The 20,120-nt window shown below is 75.2% G+C and carries 11 protein-coding genes; 2 read left to right on the forward strand and 9 right to left on the reverse strand.

The features are described 5' to 3' along the window. Positions 1–15: 15 nt before the first annotated feature. Positions 16–1,350 carry an aminotransferase class III-fold pyridoxal phosphate-dependent enzyme gene (locus AA0Z99_RS07450; RefSeq protein ID WP_413316434.1) on the forward strand — a complete coding sequence of 445 codons (1,335 nt, stop codon included), beginning with the start codon at positions 16–18 and terminating at the stop codon, positions 1,348–1,350. After that, complete coding sequence (gene ald, locus AA0Z99_RS07455; protein WP_413316436.1) at positions 1,350–2,462, forward strand: alanine dehydrogenase; 1,113 nt, start codon at positions 1,350–1,352, stop codon at positions 2,460–2,462. The genes AA0Z99_RS07450 and ald overlap by 1 nt, the downstream gene beginning before the upstream one ends. Here ald and AA0Z99_RS07460 read toward each other — a convergent pair. The 9 genes from AA0Z99_RS07460 to AA0Z99_RS07500 all read right to left on the reverse strand — a co-directional run bounded on the left by AA0Z99_RS07460 (position 2,429) and on the right by AA0Z99_RS07500 (position 19,968). Next, positions 2,429–5,200, reverse strand: a complete 2,772-nt coding sequence (locus tag AA0Z99_RS07460) for an FtsK/SpoIIIE domain-containing protein (RefSeq protein WP_413316438.1) — start codon at positions 5,198–5,200, stop codon at positions 2,429–2,431. The genes ald and AA0Z99_RS07460 overlap by 34 nt on opposite strands. Before the next feature lie 170 nt (positions 5,201–5,370). Beyond that, on the reverse strand, positions 5,371–7,524 hold the full coding sequence (locus AA0Z99_RS07465) for a transglutaminase-like domain-containing protein (protein ID WP_413316440.1): 2,154 nt from the start codon (positions 7,522–7,524) through the stop codon (positions 5,371–5,373). Further along, positions 7,521–8,699: a DUF58 domain-containing protein gene (locus AA0Z99_RS07470; protein WP_413316442.1), complete on the reverse strand. Its 1,179-nt coding sequence runs from the start codon at positions 8,697–8,699 to the stop codon at positions 7,521–7,523. Before AA0Z99_RS07470 ends, AA0Z99_RS07465 begins: the two co-directional genes overlap by 4 nt. Positions 8,700–8,756: 57 nt before the next feature. Next, on the reverse strand, positions 8,757–9,707 hold the full coding sequence (locus AA0Z99_RS07475; protein WP_413316444.1) for an AAA family ATPase: 951 nt from the start codon (positions 9,705–9,707) through the stop codon (positions 8,757–8,759). A 17-nt stretch (positions 9,708–9,724) separates the two neighbouring features. Then, the gene (locus tag AA0Z99_RS07480) at positions 9,725–15,445 is read right to left on the reverse strand and encodes an Ig-like domain-containing protein (protein ID WP_413316446.1); all 5,721 of its coding nucleotides are present in this window, start codon (positions 15,443–15,445) and stop codon (positions 9,725–9,727) included. Then, positions 15,442–16,800, reverse strand: coding sequence for a serine/threonine-protein kinase (locus AA0Z99_RS07485; RefSeq protein ID WP_413316448.1), 1,359 nt, complete (start codon positions 16,798–16,800; stop codon positions 15,442–15,444). The genes AA0Z99_RS07480 and AA0Z99_RS07485 overlap by 4 nt, the downstream gene beginning before the upstream one ends. Next, complete coding sequence (locus AA0Z99_RS07490) at positions 16,800–17,642, reverse strand: PP2C family protein-serine/threonine phosphatase (RefSeq protein ID WP_413316450.1); 843 nt, start codon at positions 17,640–17,642, stop codon at positions 16,800–16,802. Before AA0Z99_RS07490 ends, AA0Z99_RS07485 begins: the two co-directional genes overlap by 1 nt. Before the next feature lie 58 nt (positions 17,643–17,700). Then, positions 17,701–18,885, reverse strand: a complete 1,185-nt coding sequence (locus AA0Z99_RS07495; protein WP_413316452.1) for an NAD(P)/FAD-dependent oxidoreductase — start codon at positions 18,883–18,885, stop codon at positions 17,701–17,703. 9 nt (positions 18,886–18,894) lie between these two features. After that, positions 18,895–19,968, reverse strand: a complete 1,074-nt coding sequence (locus AA0Z99_RS07500) for a hypothetical protein (protein WP_413316454.1) — start codon at positions 19,966–19,968, stop codon at positions 18,895–18,897. Positions 19,969–20,120 lie beyond the last annotated feature (152 nt).

Here is a 20,120-nt window from a genome sequence, read left to right on the forward strand (position 1 = left end):
GCGTAGGATTCGTGCATGACCGACATCGCAGCCCCCGCCGTCTCCCGCTCCGTCGTCACCGAGATCCCCGGTCCGAACTCCAGGGCGCTCATCGAGCGGAAGGCGCAGGCGGTCCCGCAGGCGATCCCGCACCAGCTGCCGGTCTTCATCGCCTCCGCGCACGACGCGATCATCACCGACGTCGACGGCAACCGGTTCATCGACCTCGGATGCGGCATCGGCGTCACGACCATCGGCCACACGAACGACGCGGTGGTCGAGGCCGTGCGCGAGCAGGCGGGCAAGCTCACCCACTCGCTCTTCGGCACGACGCCCTACGAGCCGTACGTGCGCGTCGCCGAGTACCTCGCAGCGCACACCCCGGGCGACCACCACAAGAAGTCCTTCTTCGTGAACTCCGGCTCCGAGGCCGTCGAGAACGGCGTGAAGATCGCGCGCAAGTTCACCGGCCGCCGCGCGGTCGCCGTCGTCGAGCACGGCTACCACGGCCGCACGAACCTCACGATGACGATGAACTACAAGCCGGCGCCCTACGCGACCGGCATGGGCCCGCTCGCCTCCGACATCTTCCACGCGCCGGGCTCCTACCCACTGCACGACGGCCTGAGCGGCGCGGATGCCGCCGAGCGCACCCAGTACTACCTCGAGAAGCACGTCGGCGTCAGCGACCTCTCCTGCCTCGTCATCGAGCCCATCCAGGGCGAGGGCGGCTTCATCGTGCCGGCCGACGGCTACCTGCCGGCGATGCAGGAGTGGTGCACGGCCAACGGCGTCGTCATGATCGCCGACGAGGTGCAGTCGGGCATCTGCCGCACCGGCAAGACCTTCGCCTCCGAGCACTTCGGCTGGGTGCCCGACATGGTGCTCTCGGCGAAGGGCATCGCCGGCGGCATGCCGCTCGCCGGCGTCACCGGTCGCGCCGAGATCATGGACTCCGTCCACGTGGGCGGCATCGGCGGCACCTTCGGCGGCAACCCCGTCTCGTGCGCCGCGGCGGTCGCCGTCTTCGAGCAGATCGAGTCGAGGGACCTGAACGCGGAGGGGCAGCGCATCGAGCGGGTGCTGCGGCCGCTGCTCGACGGGCTGGCCGAGCGCCACCCGCAGATCATCGAGGTGCGGGGCAAGGGCGCGATGCTCGCGGTCGAGCTCATCGACCCTGAGACGGGTGCTCCGATCGCCACCGGTCCCATCTCGGAGGCCGCCGGCCGCGACGGCGTGCTCGTGCTGACCGCGGGCACCGACTACAACGTGCTGCGCTTCCTGCCGAGCCTCGCCATCACCGACGAGCAGCTGCGCGAAGCGGTCGAGGTCATCGACCGCGCCATCGAGTCGGTGCTGAGCGCCGCCTGATGCTCGTCGGGGTGCCGCGCGAGATCAAGCCGGCTGAGCAGCGGGTCGCGCTCACCGCGGCCGGCGCGACCGAGCTGGTGGCGCGCGGTCACGAGGTCGTGGTCGAGCGCGGTGCAGGCGTCGGCAGCGGCATCGCGGATGCCGCGTACGCCGCTGCGGGAGCGCGGATCGTGGAGACCGCGGCCGAGGCGTGGGCAGCGCAGCTCGTGCTCAAGGTCAAGGAGCCGATCGCCCACGAGCTCGACCTCCTGCGAGAGGATCTGACGCTCTTCGCCTACCTGCACCTCGCTGCGGCGCCTGCGCTCTCGCAGGCGCTGATCGAGCGCGGCACCACCGCGATCGCCTACGAGACGGTGCGCGCGCCCGACGGCTCGCTGCCGATGCTCGCCCCCATGAGCGAGGTCGCCGGCCGGCTCTCGGTGATCCAGGGCGCGGGCCTCCTGATGGCGCCGGCGGGCGGCGGCGGCCTGCTGCTGGGCGGTGTGCCGGGCACGCGCGCCGGGCACACGGTCGTGCTCGGCGGCGGCGTCGCGGGCACGGCGGCGGTCGAGATGGCCGTGGGGCTCGGCTCGCGAGTGACGGTGCTGGACGTCTCGCTGCCCCGGCTGCGCCAGTTCGACACCATCTACGGCGGTCGGGTGCAGACGCTGCACTCGAACCGCGTCACCGTCGAGGAGTCGGTGCAGGACGCCGACCTCGTGATCGGCTCGGTGCTGATCCCGGGTGCGAAGGCGCCGAAGCTCGTCACGAGCGCGATGGTCGCGGGCATGCGGCCCGGCTCGGTGCTCGTCGACATCGCCATCGACCAGGGCGGGTGCTTCGCCGACTCGCGGCCGACGACCCACGACGACCCGGCGTTCGCGGTGCACGACACCCTGTTCGCGTGCGTCGCGAACCTGCCCGGTGCCGTGCCGCGCACCTCGACGCAGGCGCTCACGAACGCCACGCTGCACGCGACGACGCGCATCGCCGATCACGGGTGGCGCGCGGCGCTGGCCGCGGACGCGGGGCTCGCCGAGGGGCTGAACACGACCGGTGGGCAGGTGGCGAACGCCGCCGTCGCCTCCGCGCTCGACGCTCAGGCAGCACCGCTCGCCTCGCTGCTGGCGTAACGCAGCCGCGCGAATCGCCCGTCTCGGAGCACCCAGGCGGGCGCCTCGCGCATGGGCGGCGGATGCGGCGCGTGGCGGATCAGCTGCCGAAGGCCCCGCGCGTCGACGCCCAGCAGGAGCACCGGACGCTCGGCGCGGAGCCGATCGAGCGCGCCCCAGGCGGCCTCCCACTCGGCGACGCTGCCCACGACGAGCGCCGCGCGCTCATCGGTGCCCGGCTTCGCGGGCGCGCTGCCTCCGGCCAGGCGGTCGAGCGCTGGGGGCAGCGCTGCGCCGACCCCCAGCACGACGGCAGCCGGGCCCCGCGGCAGCGGCACTCCCAGCGGTTCTCGCCGCGGCGCCCGCGAGGGCGGCAGCGCGAGCTGGATGCGCTGGTCCTGCAGCCACCCCGCTCCGGGCGGGAGCCCGCCGTCGTGCAGCCTGCCGTCGCCGCCGGCCACCACGTGCTCCTGGCGGCTGGCGATGCGCAGCAGGATGCGCAGCTCGGCGAGCGGAGCCACCTGCCCCATCGCCGTCGAGACGCGCCGCGCGGTGCACGCCACCGGCGCGCCCTCGCGCATCCGCCTCGCGATGCCGTGCGCGACCGCAGCCTGCTGCTCGTCGTCGAGGCGCGCGAGCTGCAGGTCGAGGTCGTCGATCACGAGCGGGCCCGGGCTCTGCAGCGCATCCCACAGCGCGTCCTCGCGGTCGATGACCGGCGTCTCGAGCTGGAGGGCGATGAGCTCGGCCAGGCTCGTGCGGCCGCTCACCGCACCGCCGACCGCGAGGAGCGGCCCGTCGCGGGCTGGTCGCCAGACGACCGGCGCGATCCGCTGCTGCGCCGGCAGGTCGAGCAGACCGAGCCGCACGCGCGCGCCGCGCGCACCCCCGTCGGGCGCTGCGTCGACGTGCGCCGCGCGCGCCGCACCTGGCTCGACCTCGGCCGGGGATCGCGGCTCGACCTCTGGCCGGGCTTCGAGGCCGACCGCGGTGAGCGGCAGCGAGTCGGGCAGCGGCTCGCGCCATGGCCGCGGGGCCCGCGGCTGCGCCGCCGCGCCCGCGACCAGGCGAGCGAGGTGCTCGGGGCTCGCGATCGCTGCCTGCACCATGCGCGTCGCTCCCCCGCTCACGCGCACGACGCAGCGGCCGCGAGCCTCGAGCGGGATCGACGCCGGCGCGGTGCTGCCCGTCACCGCGACCGCGTCGTGCTCGTCGGTGACGCGGAGCGAGATGCGGATGCCGCAGTTGGCGAGCAGCGAGTCGCGCACCGCCTCGGCAGGCCGTTGCGTGCAGAGCACCAGGTGCACGCCGAGCGAGCGCCCCCGGGCCGCGAGGTCGACGAACAGCCGGTGCAGATCCGGCAGCTCGTGCAGCATGGCCGCGAACTCGTCGACCACGATCACGAGCCGCGCGACGCCGCGGGCCTCCTCGATCGATCGCGCGCCCTGCGCCGCGAGCAGCTGCTCGCGCCGGCGCAGCTCGGCCCGCAGGCTCTCGATCGCCCGCAGCGCGCCTGCCTGATCGAGGTCGGTCATGACGCCGACGCAGTGCGCCAGCTCCAGCAGCGGCGCGAACGAGGCGCCGCCCTTGAAGTCGACGAGCAGGAAGGAGACCTCCGCGGTCGACCTGCCCGCGGCGATCGCGGCGACCCAGGCGATCAGCAGCTCGCTCTTGCCGGAGCCCGTCGTGCCGCCGACCACGGCGTGCGGTCCGTCCCGCACCAGGTCGAGCTCGACCGGCGCGTCATCGGCGAGGAACACCGCGGCGAGGCCGCCGGCCCCGATCGGGAGCGCCTCGAGGTCGATGCGCGGCGGCAGCCCGCCCGCGCGCCGGATGCCTGCGTGCGCGGCGGCTGCTGCGAGCGTGGCGATGGCGGCCTCTGCCTCGCGCTCGGTCAGGGCGGCGGGCATGCAGGAGCGCTCGCCCACCCGCGCGACATCGAGCGCCGCCCGCACGACGATCCGGCACTCGCGCGGCAGCGCTGCGGCATCGTCGGCCACGGCGACCGTCACCTCCACGTCGTCGCCCACGAGGCGCACGGCGTCGCCGGGCTCGCGATGCAGCGTGTGCGGCAGTGCCTCGAGCCACGCCCAGGCGCCGGTGTCGGGCGCGATCGCCTCGGCGGCGTCGGGTGCCACCGCATCCGCGACCTGCACGACCACCGCCCGTGCGATGGCGAGCGCCACGGGCCTCGGGCCCACGATGCCGATGCCCTCACGCGCGTCGACCACGATCGGCCCCTCGAGCACCGCGGCCGCGGAGCGCAGGCGAGCGACGGCCTCGATCGCGCCCAGGCGCTGCACGGCGGGATCGCTGGCAGGCAGCGCCCCCTCGATCGTGAGCCCGGAGGCGAGCGGGCCGGTGCCCAGCACCACGTGCACGGGCGCGTCGGCCGCGGCGCGCCACCGGTGGGGGTCGTGCGGCGGCTTCGCGGCGATCGCCCGAGCACCCGGATGCGCGGCCGCGAGCGCCGCCCGGCGCTCGTCGAGCGCGGCATCGACGCGGTCGCCCACCTCGGCGAGCTCGATGCGCCAGCGCTCGGCGTCGCGCTCGCGTCGTCGGCGGCGCGTGCGCCGGCTGTCGCCCATGCTCGCGAGGGCGATGACGGGGCCCAGCAGCGCGAAGACCAGCACTGTGGGTGTCTGCAGCAGCAGCCACAGCGCAGCGGCGCCGAGCACCGGCGCGAGGCTCGCCAGCAGTGGGAACGAAAGTGGCTCCGGCTCGGTCGGCGGCCGGGGCAGGTCGATGCGGGTCTGCATGCGCGCAGGATGCGTCGGGCGGAGGCCGCCCCGCACCGGCGCAGAGCGGCGCTGTGGAGAACGGCGGATCAGGCGGTGTGGGCCCGGCGGCAGCTCGGATCGGTGCCGCTGCACGGTGCTGCTGCAGGCCGGTCCCGCTGCAGACCGGTGCCGCTGCTCGGCTCGCCCGCTCAGCGGCGCGTGAGCGAGGCCGGGTTGAGCCGGGCGAGCAGCGGGCGCAGCCAGCCCTCGCCCTCGTCGCGCTCCGCGAGCACGGCACGGCTGATCCGCCAGGCGCCGCTCACCTCCGGCTCGGTCGGCGGCGCTGCGGCGAACACCGCCCGGTCGACGCGGTGCGCGAGCTCGCGCATGCGCGCGCTGTCGCCCGCTTGCTCCAGCCGCGTGCCGGCCACGAGCGGGGCCTCGCCGCGGTCGCGCAGGCCGTCGATCACCTCGGCCCATGCCCCCTCGGCCCGATCGCGCAGCCCCGCTGCCCGCCGGCGACGCCGACGTCGCACGAGCTTCGCCACGAGCAGCCCGACGGGGATCGCCGCGATGAGGGCGATCAGCCCGAGCACCGCCGCGATGGCGGCGACGGTCTGGAGCAGCCGCGAGAGGCCGTCGTCGGTGTCGGCGGGCGCGCTCGGCGCGGCCGGATCCGCGCCCTCGCGCTGACCTCCGGGCGCCGGTGCCGGAGCCTGCTGGAGCGGCGGCTCCTCGACGACGGTCGGCGAGCCGTCCTCCTGCTCGGGGATCGGGCGCATCTCGGGCATCACGTCGACTCCCACCCAGCCCGACCGCGTGCGCACCTCGAGCCACGCGTCCGCATCGGCGCCGACGACGCTCGTGGGCTCGCCCTGCGCGATGTCCTCGGGGGTGAAGCCGACCACCACCCGCGCGTCGAAGCCGAGCTGGCGGGCGAGCAGCATCGCCGCCGTCGCGTACTGCTCGGCGTCGCCGACCATGGGCTCCTCGAACAGCGCCTCGAGCCGCTCGAGCGAGTGACCGGGGCGCGAGGGCACCTCGTCCTCCAGCACCCCGTGGCTGACGTAGCCGTCGGCGCGCAGACCCTCGAGCGCGGCCGCCAGCCGCGGGCCCGGGCTCGTCTCGCCGCCCGTCCAGGCCGCGAGCGCCTCGAGCATGCTCTCGGGCAGCGAGACGGTGCCCTGCCGCGGCTCGGCCGGCTCGAGCTCGGCGATCCCCTCCGGCGGCACGACCGGATCGACCTCGCGAGCGAGCATCTGGTAGCCGTCGCCCTGCGCGATGCCGCCCTCGACGACGAGCGCGCGCAGCTCGTCGCTGCGGTGCAGGCTCGACGCGAGCCGCTCGGCGCGATCGCCGACGAAGCGCACCGCGGAGGGCTCGCCCACGATCGGCAGCCAGGAGGTGGCGAGCTCGCCGATGGTGACGCCCACGACGCGCCCCGCGCCCTCCTCGGCGGCGGCGACGCGCTCGAACGGCGTCCGACCGACGCCGAGCACCTCGTCGTCGTAGCTGTCGAGGGCGGCGAGGCGGATGCGATCCCCCGGCTCGAGGCCCGTGGCCGTGAGCTGGGTGGCCTCGCGGGCGTCGGCCGCCCAGAAGCCGCGGTAGGCCGACAGCGGCGAGGCGCCGGCGAGCTCGATCGAGCTCGGGCTCTCGCCCCGCAGCACCGCGCGCTCCGGCAGCTCGACGAGCGCACCCGCGATGGACGCCCCGCCGAGGGCGACGGCGGCGACGAGGGCGCCGGCGCCGACGCGTCGGGCGAGCGAGGAGAGTGCGCGCGGGGCGCGGCTGCGTCGGCGCGCCTGTCGCACCACGGCGACGTAGCCGGCGATCGGCACCAGTGCGGCGAGGCCCGTCAGCCACGGCTCCGGCAGCTCGCGCGGCCCCCACAGGATCGACCACACCCCGATGGCGGCGGGCACGAGGGCCGCGACCTCGGCGCGCGGCGAGCGCAGCGCGATCGAGACGCCGATCACCGTGCCGACGAGCACCAGCACGATCGGCGCCATGAGCAGCGCGTCGCCCGTGCCCACGGGCAGCCCGATGGTCAGGAGGCGCCGCCACGCGAGCACGATCGCAGCCATCGCGTCGGCGAAGGCCGGCAGCCACTCGCCGCGCGGGATGCGCTGGGGACTCGCGAGCGGCACGGAGAGCAGCGCGAGGGCGGCCGCGCCGGTGCAGAGCACCGGCAGGGCGCTCCAACGGCGCACGGCGGCCAGGCTCGCGAGCGCTGCCCCCACGAGCAGGGCGACCGCGACGGCGACGACGAGCTGCATGGTGCCGAAGACCCACCACAACGGCACGCAGGCGGTCAGGATGGCGAGCAGCAGCACGCCGACGGCGGGAGCGCGCTGGATCATCGCTGCCTCGACTGCCCGATGCCGCGCGACAGATCCTCGATCGCGCCGACGGTGACGACATCCGCGTCCCCGAGGCGCGAGCGCGACGGGAGCGCCCCCACCGCGGCGCGCACGACGACCGACACCACACCGGCAGGCATGCCGTTCGCGGCGGTGCGGAGCGTGCGCGGCGGCACCGTGGAGCCGGTGATCAGCCACGCGAGGCTGCCGGGCGCGGCACCGCGCGACGCGCGAGCCGCTGCGGAGATGCCGTGCTCGCGGCGCGGCTCGAGCACCGCGAGCGCGTCGAGCAGCCGCTCGCGGGTGGCCGCGTCGATCGTCTGCGCCTCCCCGCGCTCGGTGCCCGGGCTCTCGACGATGCGGAGGCGACGCCGGTCGGTCATCGCTGCCAGCCCCAGGGTTCCGACGAGCGACAGCGCGAGCTCGAAGTCATCGCCGTCGTACTCGTCGGCGCGCGTGGAGAGCACGATCAAGGTGTCGGCGCGGCGGGAGGGCTCGAACTGGCGCACGAGGAGGCTGCCGTGCTTGGCGCTCGAGCGCCAGTGCACGAGCCGGCGATCGTCGCCGGGCGAGTACTCGCGCAGGCTGTGGAACGAGACGTCGTCCGCCGTGCGCTCCGCCGCCGCCTCGCCGTCCAGGTCGCGGACGATGCCGCCGGCTCCGCCTGGCAGGCGCACGACGCGCGGATGGACGACGAGGGTCCGCGTCTCCGTCAGCCGGTGTCGGCGCTCGAGGGCCCCGAAGGGGTCGGTGCGCATGATCGTGGCCGGCCCGACCGTGCGGAGCCCGCGGCGCGAGGTGTCGAGCGGCACGGAGCGCACGAGGCGGCCGCCCACCTCGATCGGAGCGATCTCGAGCACTGCTTCGACACCGCCCACGTCGAGGTCGACCTGGCTCGGGGTCGCGGCGCGCGTCGGCCGCGAGACCTCGATGAGCGCGAGGGCATCGGCCCCCACCGGCACGCGCTCGGCGCTGAGCCCGATGCGGGCGCGCGCCCAGCGCTCGCCGACGATCCACGGGACGGCCGCGAGCAGCACCACCGCCGCGGCGACCGCGGCGACGAGCCCCTCGGCCCAACCGAGCGCACGGGCGAGCACGATGCCGACCACCACGGCCGCCAGCAGCGTCCACCCCCAGGGGGTGATCGCGCTGAGCGCTGCTCGCAGGGTCTGCACGGGATGCTCGGTGTCAGCGGCTCGACGGCTCGAGCACCAGCAGGGTCGCCACGGCGATCAGCGCCGGGGCGGCGCGACCGTCAGCATCAGCTGCTGCACGATGCTCTCGGGGCGCACGTCGTCGAACTCCGCCTCGGGCTGCAGCACCAGCCGGTGCGCGAGCGCCGGCACCGCGAGGGCCTTCACGTCGTCGGGCGTCACGTAGTCGCGGCCGTGGATGGCCGCCCATGCGCGCGCCGTGCGCACGAGCGCGAGCGCGCCGCGCACCGAGACGCCCAGGCGCACCTCGTCGGCCTCCCGCGTCGCCTCGACCAGGCGAGCGACGTAGTCGACGATCGATGCCTCGACGTGCACCGTGCGGATCGCCGCTGCCATCGCCTGGATGGCGGCGGCGTCGGTGACCGCCTCGATCTCCTCGGGCAGCACCGCCGCGCCCGAGTCGGTCAGGATCCGGAGGGTGGAGGCGTGGTCGGGGTAGCCGATGGAGGCCTTGAGGGCGAATCGGTCGAGCTGCGCCTCGGGCAGCTGGTAGGTGCCGGCGTGCTCGATGGGGTTCTGGGTGCCGATCACCATGAACGGCTGCGGCACCGGGTGCGCGATGCCGTCGACCGTGACGCGGCCCTCCTGCATCACCTCGAGCAGGGCCGACTGCGTCTTGGGGCTCGCGCGGTTGATCTCGTCGGCGAGCACGATGTTCGCGAAGACCGGGCCCTGGCGGTACTCGAACTCGCCGCGGCCCTGGCTCCAGACGCTCATGCCGGTGATGTCGCCGGGCAGCAGGTCGGGGGTGAACTGGATGCGGCTCGCCGATCCGTCGATGGTGGCGGCCAGCGCGCGGGCGAGCGAGGTCTTGCCGGTGCCGGGGTTGTCCTCGATCAGCAGGTGGCCGTGGCTCAGCATCGCCGTGAGGGAGAGCTGCACCGCGAGGGGCTTGCCGACCAGCACGCGCTCGACCCGGTCGACGACGTGCTCGGCCAGCTCTTGGATGCTCGCGACATCGACGCTCACGGCGGGTTCCTCCCTGCTCACAGCCCGCACCCCGAGACGGTCGGGACGGGATCCCGGTGCGGTCCGGACTCCCGATAGGTTACGACCCCCGTCGCCCGGACCTGGGTCGCCCCCGCCGGGACGGGCTCGGAGGCCGGCTGCTCCGCCGTCCAGATGCCGCCGACGCGGTAGGAGGCGACGACCTCGCTGTCGACCGCGCCGGCCGCGTTCGTCGGGCTGGTCGCGCCGAGGGGCACGAGCGGCACGCACGACTCGACCGCGGCGCGCAGGCGCAGCGGCATCGCGGTCGCGACCGCGGTGGGGTCGGAGCAGTTGGGGGTCGAGCCTGCGCCTGCGGGCGCGCAGACGCGGAGCTCGACGGATGCGTCGCGGCCGTAGACGAAGGAGGTGGTGGTCGGCGTCAGGAAGTCGCCCTCGGCGACGCGCGCCCAGACGGGCTGCGTCGCCTGCGGCGCTTGGCGCACCCGCGCCTCGAACCACTGGCCGGCCGGCAGCGCGGGCACATCGGTGAGCTGCAGGTCGAGCGCATCGTCGCGCACCTGCGCGACGCCGGCGCTCACTCGCGCATCGCCCGCGGCGATCGGCGAGGGCTTGCCGAAGATCGGCTCCGAGGTGGAGACGGAGCAGTGCCAGCCGTTGTCGGCGATGACCGCGACGACCACGCGCGAGCCCTCCTGCACCGGGAGCGAGCCGGTGCGCGCGGTGGTGCCGGCCGGCGTGCCCGTGCCGGTGCTCGCGCAGCGGAAGCCGGCGATGTCGGCGACCGGCACGATCCGCATCGTGTAGCCGACGGCCGCGGCGCCCCCTGCGTCGACGGCCGACCAGCTCGCGGTGACGCTGCTGGCGGTGCGACCGGTGAGGAGCACCGGCGTCGTCGAGGGCTCGCCGACCGCGGTGAAGGGCACCGGAGCGGCGGGCCATCGCCAGCCCTCGTCGGGCACGCCGGCGCCGTTCACCGCGGCGACGGCGATGCCGTAGGCGCGGCCGGGCGTGAGGTCGCGCAGCACCGCGGCGCGCTCGCCGGCGCCGACCCTGAGGATGCGGTCGCCGCCGTCGCCCGAGATGCGCACGAGGTAGCCCTCCACCGGAGTGCCGCCCTGCGGCTGCGGCACCGACTGCCAGGCGACGCGCACCGAGCCGGGCTCCGTCGCGGGCGTCGCGACGACCCCGCGCACCGCGGCCGGGCGGCGGTCGGCGTGCACCGGCTCCGAGGGGGCCGACTGCTCGCTGTCGCCCAGCGCGTTCGTCGCGATGGCGCGCAGCCGCAGCTCGACGCCCGCCGGCAGCCCCTCGATGCGGCAGCGCGGCTCGCTGCCGCACGGGTAGACCACGCCGTCGCCCACCAGCCGGTAGCCGGTGATGGGGCTGCCGTTCGCCGCCGGTGGATCGATCGCCATGGTGATCACGCCGTCGACGTGCTCGCCGAAGGCCTGCACGGGCGGAGCGGGGGGCTCCGGCACATCCTGCACGGTGACCGAGATCGGGCTCCAGACGCCGCGCGCAGGATCCCCGGTGGCGTCGAGCACGAGCACCCGGACGAAGGTCGTGCCGATGACCGCGTCGGCGGTGACGGAGACGGTGACGGCGTCGCCGACCTGCTCCGCCCGCACGCCTCGCGCGTCGGCGCCCTCCTCGCTGACCGCCGCGATGCGCAGCGGCGCAGGGAAGGGGTTGGATGCCGCGTCGTTCTCGAGCGGCAGCACGGTGGCGCTCTGCCCGCGCTGCACGGTCACCGCATCCGGCAGCGGCGCGACCAGCGGCCTCGTGGAGGTGATCGTCGCGAGCCGCACGATGCCCGCCACCCCCTGGCCGGCCGCGTCGCGCACCCCGATCCGGAGGTCGGCGCTCGTGCCCGCGAGCGTCTCGGGCAGTGCCGCCACGCGCAGCGTCGAGCCCTGCAGCGAGGCGCGGAACCCCGGCGGGACGCCGCCGACGATGCTCCAGGCCGCATCGTCGAGGCGCGCCGGGTCCGGGCTCCTCGTGATGCGGGTCAGGTCGATCTCGCGCTCGGCCCCCGACTCGAGCTGCACGAAGGTGCCGAGCACGCTGAGGGGCACGTCGCTGCCCGCGACCACGTCGATCGGCAGCACGATGGTGCCCACCCGCCCCTCCTCATCCGTCGGGCTGTCGCCGTCGGTGACCTCGAAGGTGATGGAGGCGGGGCCGTAGTAGCCGGCCTGCGGCACGAAGCGCAGCGTGCGCTCGTCGATGACGGGGCTCGTGCCGTCCGTCGGGAAGGCGACGACGCCGCTCGCGTCGGTGATGAGCGCGCCCTCGCCGTCGACCGTGACGACGACGTCGTCGACCGGGATCTCGAGCGCCTCACCCGACTGCACGACGAGCGGTGCGACGCCCGGGCGCAGCTGGGGCAGCGCGTCGGCACGCCCCGGCACCGCGATCACCGCGGTCGCCGCCGCCGACGGGTCGTCGGTGCGGACGACGGCGTAGGGCACGAAGCGCGTGCGCTCCGCGACCGCGATCTCGATCGCGCCGTCCTCCCGCAGCTCGACGCCGTCGATCGCGAGCGGGAGTGCCGCTTCGAGCGCGTCTGCGCGGCCGTCGCGGACGGAGGCCTGTGCGAGCGGATCGATCACGACGGTGCCCCCGTCGGCGATGGATTGGATCGCCACCTGCACGTCGGCGAGGTCGGGCTGCGGCGGCGGGGCCTCCTCGTCGACGTCGATGCGCAGCCAGCTGGTCGCCTGGGTGCCGGCGGAGTTCTCGACCGTCACGAGCACGCCGATGTCGGCGGTGGCGGCTCCTGCGCTCACGTGCACCGCACCGTCGCGCACCTCGGCGCTCGCGCCCTCGGTGACCGCCTCCACGCCGACGATCTCGAGCGGCAGCCCGGCGGGGTCGCTGTCGTTGTCGAGCACCGGGACGACGAGCGTCGAGTCCGGCCGCATCCTGGCCTCGTCCGCGCCGAGCACGGGCGGCAGCGCCGGTCCCTGCTCGACGACCGTGATGCGCACGACGCCCTCTGCCACCGCGCCCGGCTCGTCGACGATGCGATACCGGAACTCGTCGCTGCCGGGCGACACCTCGCCGGCCTGGTAGCGCAGCGTCGAGCCCTGCTGCGTGACGAACCCGAGCGCAGGGGCGGTCGATGGACCGAGCAGCTGGACGGGGTCGCCGTTGGGGTCGGCGTGCGAGAGCGGCAGGGCGAGGTCCACGCTCGCGCCCGCGACCACGCGCGCCTCCACCGTCGGCGCGACAGGTGCCGCGTTGGTGCGCTCGGCGGCGTCGACCACGCGCAGCGCGACCTCGGCGCTCGCGGTCTGGCCGTCGGGCCCGCGCACGCTGTAGGCGGCGGTGAACGTGCCGGGCTCGCTGCCGGCGACGTAGCGCATCCGGTCGCCGTCGACGAAGAGCAGGCCATCCTCCGGCGCCGCGACGAGCTGCTGCTCGAGCGCGATCGGCAGCCCATCGGGCTGCTCGTCGTTCGCGAGCACCGGGATCTCGACCAGGCCTCCCGGTCGCACGGTCACCACGTCGTCGCGCGCGATCGGGGGTTGCACGGTCGCCCCGCCCGCCTGCGACACCTGCAGCGTGCCGATCGAGGTCGTGATGCCGTTCGTGACGGTGTAGTCGACCCTGGCCTCCCCGTCGAGGTCGTCGGCGAGCGCGAGCCGCAGCCGCTCGCCGTCGAGCACCTCCGCCCGCACGGCGTCGGTGTCGGCGGATGCGGTCGTCAGGGCGACCACCCCGCCCGCGGGGTCGAAGGCGAGGTCGTCGACGTCGAGCTCGACCGTGCTGATGGAGGGGACGGATGCGCGCAGCGGCTGCGTGACGGGTGCCGACGAGGCGTCGGCCCCCTCCAGCACCTGCACCACGACGCGGCCGTCCATCGTGGAGGTGCCGTCGGTGACGACGTAGGTGAAGCGCATGGTGCCCGGCTCGGCGGGCGTGACGCGGATGGTGCCGTCCGAGAAGTCGGGCTCGACCGGCAGGTCGTCGCGCACGACGTTGTGCAGGGTGAGCGCGCCGGCACCGCCGCGGGCGGCGAGCAGCGGCTCCAGCACGAGCTCCTGCCCGACCCGGGTGACTGCCGTGACCGGCTGCGCGGCGATCGGCACGGCCCCGGCGTGCACGGTGAGCGCGATGGGCTCGGTCGTCTCCTCGGTGCCGTCGGTGACGGTCACGAGCACCTCTCGCTGCGCACCGGCGAGGCCGTCCCGGAACTCGAGCCGGCCGTCGGAGCGCACCGAGACGCGGTCGGGAGCCTCTGCCTCTGCGCGCACCACCGCGAGCGCGTCGCCGTCGGGGTCGACCCAGCCGTCGAGCGCGTCGAGCACGATCTCGCCCCCGGCCTCGAGCGTCGCCTGCAGCGGGCGCACGAGCTCCGGCGCCTCGTTGCCGGCACGCGTGGCGACGAGCGCCGTCGCGGTGTCGGTGTCGACGCCGTCGGAGATCTCGTACTGCACGACGGCGTCGCCCTCGGCGGGCGCCTCGAAGCGGATGCCGCGACCGTCCGGGGTGATCGAGACGGCGGCGTCCTGTCGATCGACGCTCACCTCGGTGATGACGATGGGGTCGCCGTTGGCGTCGCTGTCGTTGAGGAGCACCGGCAGCACGCTCACCTCGCCGGGCCGAGCGCCGAGCTCGTCGTCGACCGCGACCGGAGGCTGCGGGTCGGCCTCGACCGTCTCCTCGACCGTCTCGCCGTCAGCCGGGGCCTCGGGCTCCGGCACCTCCTCGTCGAGGCGCCAGCCGCTGATGCGGCTGCCGTCCCGGTCGATCGCCCAGGCCTCGCCGCTGCCGGTCGCCACCGCGGCGGTCGCGCTCCCCCGCTGCACGATGCGCAGATCGGCGTCGCTCGCGACCCCGTCCAGAGCCAGGACCACGGGCTCCTCGCCGTCGCACGCGCGCCATGCCGAACCGTCGCTCCACGCGGCGAAGGCGCATCGCTCGTCGACGACCGGCCGGGCAGCCGCGCCGAGCGGACCGGAGACGAGCACCGTGGAACGCTCGACCCCCACCTGCTGGCGCACGACCGAGTCCTCGGTGGCGTAGAGCACAGAGGTCTCCGCGTCGCCCGGCTGCTGCAGGCGGACACCGGTGGCGTCGACGCTCGTCTGCCACGTGCGGGTCGAGAGCACGCCGGAGCCGGCGTCGTAGAGCACCCAGGTGTCGCCCAGCGCCGTCAGCTGCAGCTCCGGCGCGGTCGGAGACACGGGCGCGCGCTCGCTGGCGACGGTCTCGCCGGCCTGGTCGACGCGGAGCACCCTGCCGAGGCCCGGCGATGCCGCCAGCAGGTCGTGCTCGCCGAGCACGGCGACGCCGCCTCGACCGAGCGCCACCACCGGCTCGCCGAGCGCCGTGCCCTCGGCGAGCGCCCCGGTGGTCGTGCGCCAGACGTCGCCGGTGGCGGGCGAGGTGACGACGATCCGATCTCCGCGCACCCCGACGACGGCCTCCGCGACGATCGGCACCGCCGGACCGGCCTGCGAGGTGCCGTCGCGCACGACACGCGCGGTGGATGCGTCGCGGTCGATCACCACCGTGCCGCTCGCGGCCTGGTGCACCTCGTCGGCCCCGCCGACGCGCACGACCTGCTCGATCGTGCTGTTGGCCGTGTTCGCGAGGCCGATCGCTCCGGCGTCGGAGTTCGCGATCCACACGCTCGACCCGTCCAGCCGCGGCTCCAGCGCGGCGTAGCCGGGCGTCAGCACCGCGCCGAGGACCACGCCGGCGGCGAGGAGCCCGCCGAGGACCGCTCCCGCGATGCGGCGCTTCACGGCAGCGGCTCCGCGCAGGCCTCGGTCGGCGCGCCCGTCGAGCCGTCGCGGTTGACCGCGACCGTGATGCACAGCGGTTCCCCGGCCTCGCCCGTGAGCGTGAACTCCCTGCCGCCCTGGATCAGCGCATCGCCCTGGGGCGTGCGCACGTGATAGGTGTCGGTGTCGACGAGGCCGGGGTCGGGCCAGGTGAACACCACCCGGCCGGGCTCCGGAGCCGCATCGATCGCTGCGACCACGGGGATCTGCTGCGAGACGCTGGAGAGGGCGACCGCCGCGACCGCGACGATGCCCAGCACCACGACGCTCGCGACGCCGATGCCGAGGCCGATCGCGAAGCGCTTGGGCTTCTGCGGCTGGCGCCGGCCGGTCGACTGCGAGATGTCGACGCGGCTGCCCGTGATGCCCGCTGGCCGACGCGAGCGACGGCGGCGCAGGCGCAGCGCATCCGCTGCCTCCTCCTCCTCGGCGTCGGCGATCGGCTCGGCCGCCCACGCGTCGACCTCGACCTCGATCGTCGTCTCGGCGAAGCCGAGCTCGCGCTGCACGCGCTGGAGCTCGAGCAGCATCGCCTCGACGCTCGGGTACCTGTCGGCGGGCTTCGCGGACAGCGCCGTGTCGAGCACGGCGCGCAGCGGTGCGGGGATCGCGCGCGAGGGCTGCAGCTCGTGCGCCATGATGCGGGCGCTGAGCGCGTCGTGGTCGTTGGCCCTGCCCGGCTGCTCCGCAGGGCTGCGACCGGCGATGAGCGAGAAGATCGTGGCGCCGAGCGACCAGACCTCGGTCGCCACCGAACCGCCCGTCTCCCCCCGCAGCACCTCCGGCGCCGCCCACGGGATCGAGACCCCCGCCGCCTCGGTGGTGTCGTGCTGCAGGCCGGCGATGCCGAAGTCGCTCAGCACCGGATGCCCGAAGGAGGTCGTGAGGATGTTCGCCGGCTTGATGTCGCGGTGGAGGACGCCCGCGCGATGCGCGGTCTCGACCGCGGCACCGATGCGGATCCCGATGCGGATGGCCGCCTCGGGCGCGAGCTGCTCGGTGCGGAACCGCTCGCCGAGCTCGGGGCTGGCGAGCTCCATCACGAGGTACGGCCGGCCGTCGCTCGCGACGCTCGCTCCGTAGACGGTGAGGATGCCGGGGTGGGAGGAGAGGCGCCCCATCAGGTTCACCTCGGTGCGGAACGATCGCCGCACGTCCTCGTCGACGAGCTCGGCGAGCAGCACCTTCACCGCGACGGGGCGGCGAGGCAGCGCCTGCTCGTAGAGGAAGACATCGGCGTAGCCGCCGGTGCCCAGCACGTGGAGGTGCGAGTAGCCGGGCAGGACCGGCGGAGCGGAGGGGAGCCGCCTCGCCATCAGGGCCGCCTGGTCTCCTCGTCGCGCAGCGTCGTCCGCGGCACCGTGCGGTCGACGTCGTCGACCGTCGGTGCCTTCGTGACGTCGACGACGATGACGGTCACGTTGTCGCGCCCGCCGTTGTCGAGCGCAGCGGCGACGAGCGCGCTGGCGGCGTCCGCGGGATCGTCGTGCTCCCACAGCAGCCGCTCGATGTCGATGTCGTGCACTTCCTTCGTCAGCCCGTCGGAGCACACCAGGAGTCGGAGCTGGGGCATGATCGGCAGCAGGAAGTAGTCGGGCACCGGATCGATGCCCGCGCCGACGCCGCGGGTGACGACGTTCGACTCGGGGTGCGTCTCCGCCTCCTCCTCGGTGAGCAGGCCCGCGTCGATCAGCTCCTGGACGACGGAGTGGTCGACCGTGATGCGGGTCAGGCGCTCGCCGAGCATGGCGTACGTGCGCGAGTCGCCGACGTTGAAGACGGCGAAGTGCGGCGCGTCGTCGTGCATCGCGAACGCGCAGCCGGTGACGGTGGTGCCCGCGGCGCCCTCTCCGTCGCCGAGCTTCTCGATCGCGTCCGTCGCGCGGCGCAGCGCGTCGACCACGTCGATCGGCTCGACCGCTTCGATGCCGGCGAGCCCGCCGAGCTCCTCCGCCACGGCCTTGCTCGCCAGGTCGCCGTGGGAGTGCCCGCCCATCCCGTCGGCGACCGCGAAGATCGGCGGCTGCGTGACGAGGGAGTCCTCGTTGTGCTGCCGGCGGAAGCCGGTGTCGGTCGCACCGGCCCATCGCACCGCGAACCGACGCCCCTCCGGGCCCTGTGTCGCGTGCTCGCCGGTCGCCGCTCCGATATGGGTCACGCCTTCCAGTCTCCCATGCCGGAGCGGTCGGAAGCACATCGCAGGGCCGACGGCGCGGTCACAGCCTCCCCCGCAGGATGCGGTGCCAGTAGACCTGCGGCAGCCCGTAACGATCCAGCAGGTGCCACAGGGGGCTCGAGCGGATCTCGTCGGGGACCGGCAGCGTCCGGCGCACGCGCAGCGCGCGATCGTACTCGCCGAAGGAGAGGCTGCGCCGCGAGGTGGCGATCGGCGCGACCGTGTAGCCGTCGTAGCGCTCGAGCGGCAGGCCCGCGCGCGAGCGACGGATGTTCTCGACGACGATCCGCACCTGCACGCGCAGCGCGCCGCCCGTGCGCGCGTCGCCGAGGTCGGCGCCGTCGCCGATCGCCCAGACGCGCGCATGCTCGGGGTGCCGCAGCGTCTCGACGTCGACGGCGGCGAAGCCGCCGCTCCCGGGAGCGTCGAGCCCCGAGTCGGCGATCACGGCGGCGGGGGCGTACGGCGGGTGCAGGTGGATGAGGTCGGCGCGCTCGCGCACGCTGCCCTCGGGCCCCTCGAGCGCCAGGACGTCGCCCTCGACGCCGACCACCCGAGTCCCGAGCCGCACCTCGACGCCGAGGGCGCGCAGCTGGCGGTGCAGCTCGCGCTCGATCGCGCCGACGCGGTGGAGTCGCGCTCCCTCGTGCACGAGCACGACGTGCGTGCGCTCCAGCACGCCGGTCGAGCGCCACAGGTCGCACGCGATGAAGAGGGGCTTGAACGCCGTCTCGAGACCGGACGCGGGCTGCTCGTGCACGTGGAAGACCGCGCGCCCGCCGGCGAACGCCGCGATGCGCTCGCGCGTGCGCTCGAGCTCCTCGATCGCGAAGGTGGAGACGGCCGTGCCCGCGGCGATCGCGTGCGCTGCACCGGGCAGCCGCGCCCAGTCGACTTGCATGCCGGGGGCGAGCAGGATGTCGGCTGCGCGCAGTCGCGTGCCGTCGGCGCAGCGGACGATGCGCTGCACGGGGTCGATCTCGACGGCGGCGGTGCGGTGCCAGGCGACGCCGGCGGGCACGAGCGGAGCCTGCGGACGGGAGAGCTCGCGCGGCGACGCGATGCCCGTGCCGACGTAGTGCTGCAGGGGCTTGTAGACGTGCTGCTCCACCGGGTCGACCAGCGCGATGTCTCGGCATCCGCGTCGCTGCAGGTGGGCCGCGGCGGAGATGCCCCCGTTGCCGCCGCCGATGATCAGGACGTCGTGCCGATGCTCGCTCGCCATGGGTCGACGCTACTGCCCGCCGAGCGGAGGCACCTGGGCGTCGCGCTCGCCGAGCACCCAGTCGGGAGCGCGCTTCGCGTCCACGATGTCTCGGAGCAGCGGCGCCATCGTGAGCGCGGGGTCGATGGCCATCGCGAGCTCGGCGCAGCGGCCCGCGCTCCGACCGCGCCCGAGGAAGAAGTGGAGGAACCCCACGATCACGAGCAGCGGCGCCCTCGCCTCGAGCGGCGCCGCCGCGGTGATCGCGCTCCAGCGGCGCAGGCGATCCTGCAGGCGCAGGGGGTCTGGCGCGGGACCGATGCCGAGGAAGCGGCCTGCGGCAGCGTGGGCCGCGAGCGAGTCTGGATCGCCGCTCGCCGCCTGCGTGGCGGCAGCCACCTCGACGCCGTCGACGGCGACCTCGATCGCGAGATCGCGCACCGACGGCCTCGCGACCAGCGCGATCGCGAGGGCCGCTGCTCGCGCGGGCGCGTCGCCCGCGGCGCCGGGCGGCAGAGCGAGCTGCGGGGCGAGCGCGGTGGCGAGCTCGAGCGCAGCGAGCGCGTCGGCGCCGGCCGCGGCGACGTCCCGAGGCTCGAGCAGCGCGAGCCAGCGCGAGACGGCCTGCGCACCTTCGCCGGCGTCGCCCTCCGGAACGGCGGGAGCGCCGGTCGGCGCGGCGAGGCCCGGCGCCGGGTCCTCGAGCAGGTCGAGCTCCGCCAGCGGGCCGCGCACGGCGCCGGGATGGGCGTAGTCGCCCCAGGCATCCGGGCCGAGGGCGAGCAGCTCGAGCGTGCCGACGCCGAGGCGACCGAGGTGCGCGACCAGCCGCTGCAGGGTCGCGCGCATCGGCAGCGGCCCCGTGCCGAGGCTCGTCTCGAGGCACGCCACGAGCGCGACGGCGTCGGCAGCGGGCGCTCCGGCGCGGATGGTGGCGGCGACCCCCGCCGCGCTCTCCTGCTGCGGCAGGTCGAGCACCATCGGCATGCCCGAGCGGCCCCCGGCGAAGGGCAGCGCGACGAGCGATGGCGCGCCGGGATCGCCGACGAGCCTCGGCAGCAGGCGGAGCAGGGCTTGGGGTGTGCGGATGCGGACGGTCTCCATGGGCGGAGGGTGCGGCATCGGGCCGAGTCGCCGGGATCGCTCTCCACAGGGCGCACGACGGGGCGCGCGACTGCGCACGCGCGCGGGCTCGCGCAGCACCACCGCGAGCCCCGCGTCCGGCGCTTGCGCGATACCCCCTAGGGGTATAGGTT

Source organism: Agrococcus phoenicis (assembly GCF_047302415.1).
Taxonomy (GTDB): Bacteria; Actinomycetota; Actinomycetes; order Actinomycetales; family Microbacteriaceae; genus Agrococcus.

Excerpts from the sequence above, each read along its gene's own strand:
- ald (WP_413316436.1), top strand. The coding sequence starts at position 1,350 with ATGCTCGTCGGGGTGCCGCGCGAGATCAAGCCGGCTGAGCAGCGGGTC.
- AA0Z99_RS07495 (WP_413316452.1), bottom strand. The coding sequence starts at position 18,885 with ATGGCGAGCGAGCATCGGCACGACGTCCTGATCATCGGCGGCGGCAAC.
- AA0Z99_RS07450 (WP_413316434.1), top strand. The coding sequence starts at position 16 with ATGACCGACATCGCAGCCCCCGCCGTCTCCCGCTCCGTCGTCACCGAG.
- AA0Z99_RS07465 (WP_413316440.1), bottom strand. The coding sequence starts at position 7,524 with ATGATCCAGCGCGCTCCCGCCGTCGGCGTGCTGCTGCTCGCCATCCTG.
- AA0Z99_RS07500 (WP_413316454.1), bottom strand. The coding sequence starts at position 19,968 with ATGGAGACCGTCCGCATCCGCACACCCCAAGCCCTGCTCCGCCTGCTG.
- AA0Z99_RS07460 (WP_413316438.1), bottom strand. The coding sequence starts at position 5,200 with ATGCAGACCCGCATCGACCTGCCCCGGCCGCCGACCGAGCCGGAGCCA.
- AA0Z99_RS07485 (WP_413316448.1), bottom strand. The coding sequence starts at position 16,800 with ATGGCGAGGCGGCTCCCCTCCGCTCCGCCGGTCCTGCCCGGCTACTCG.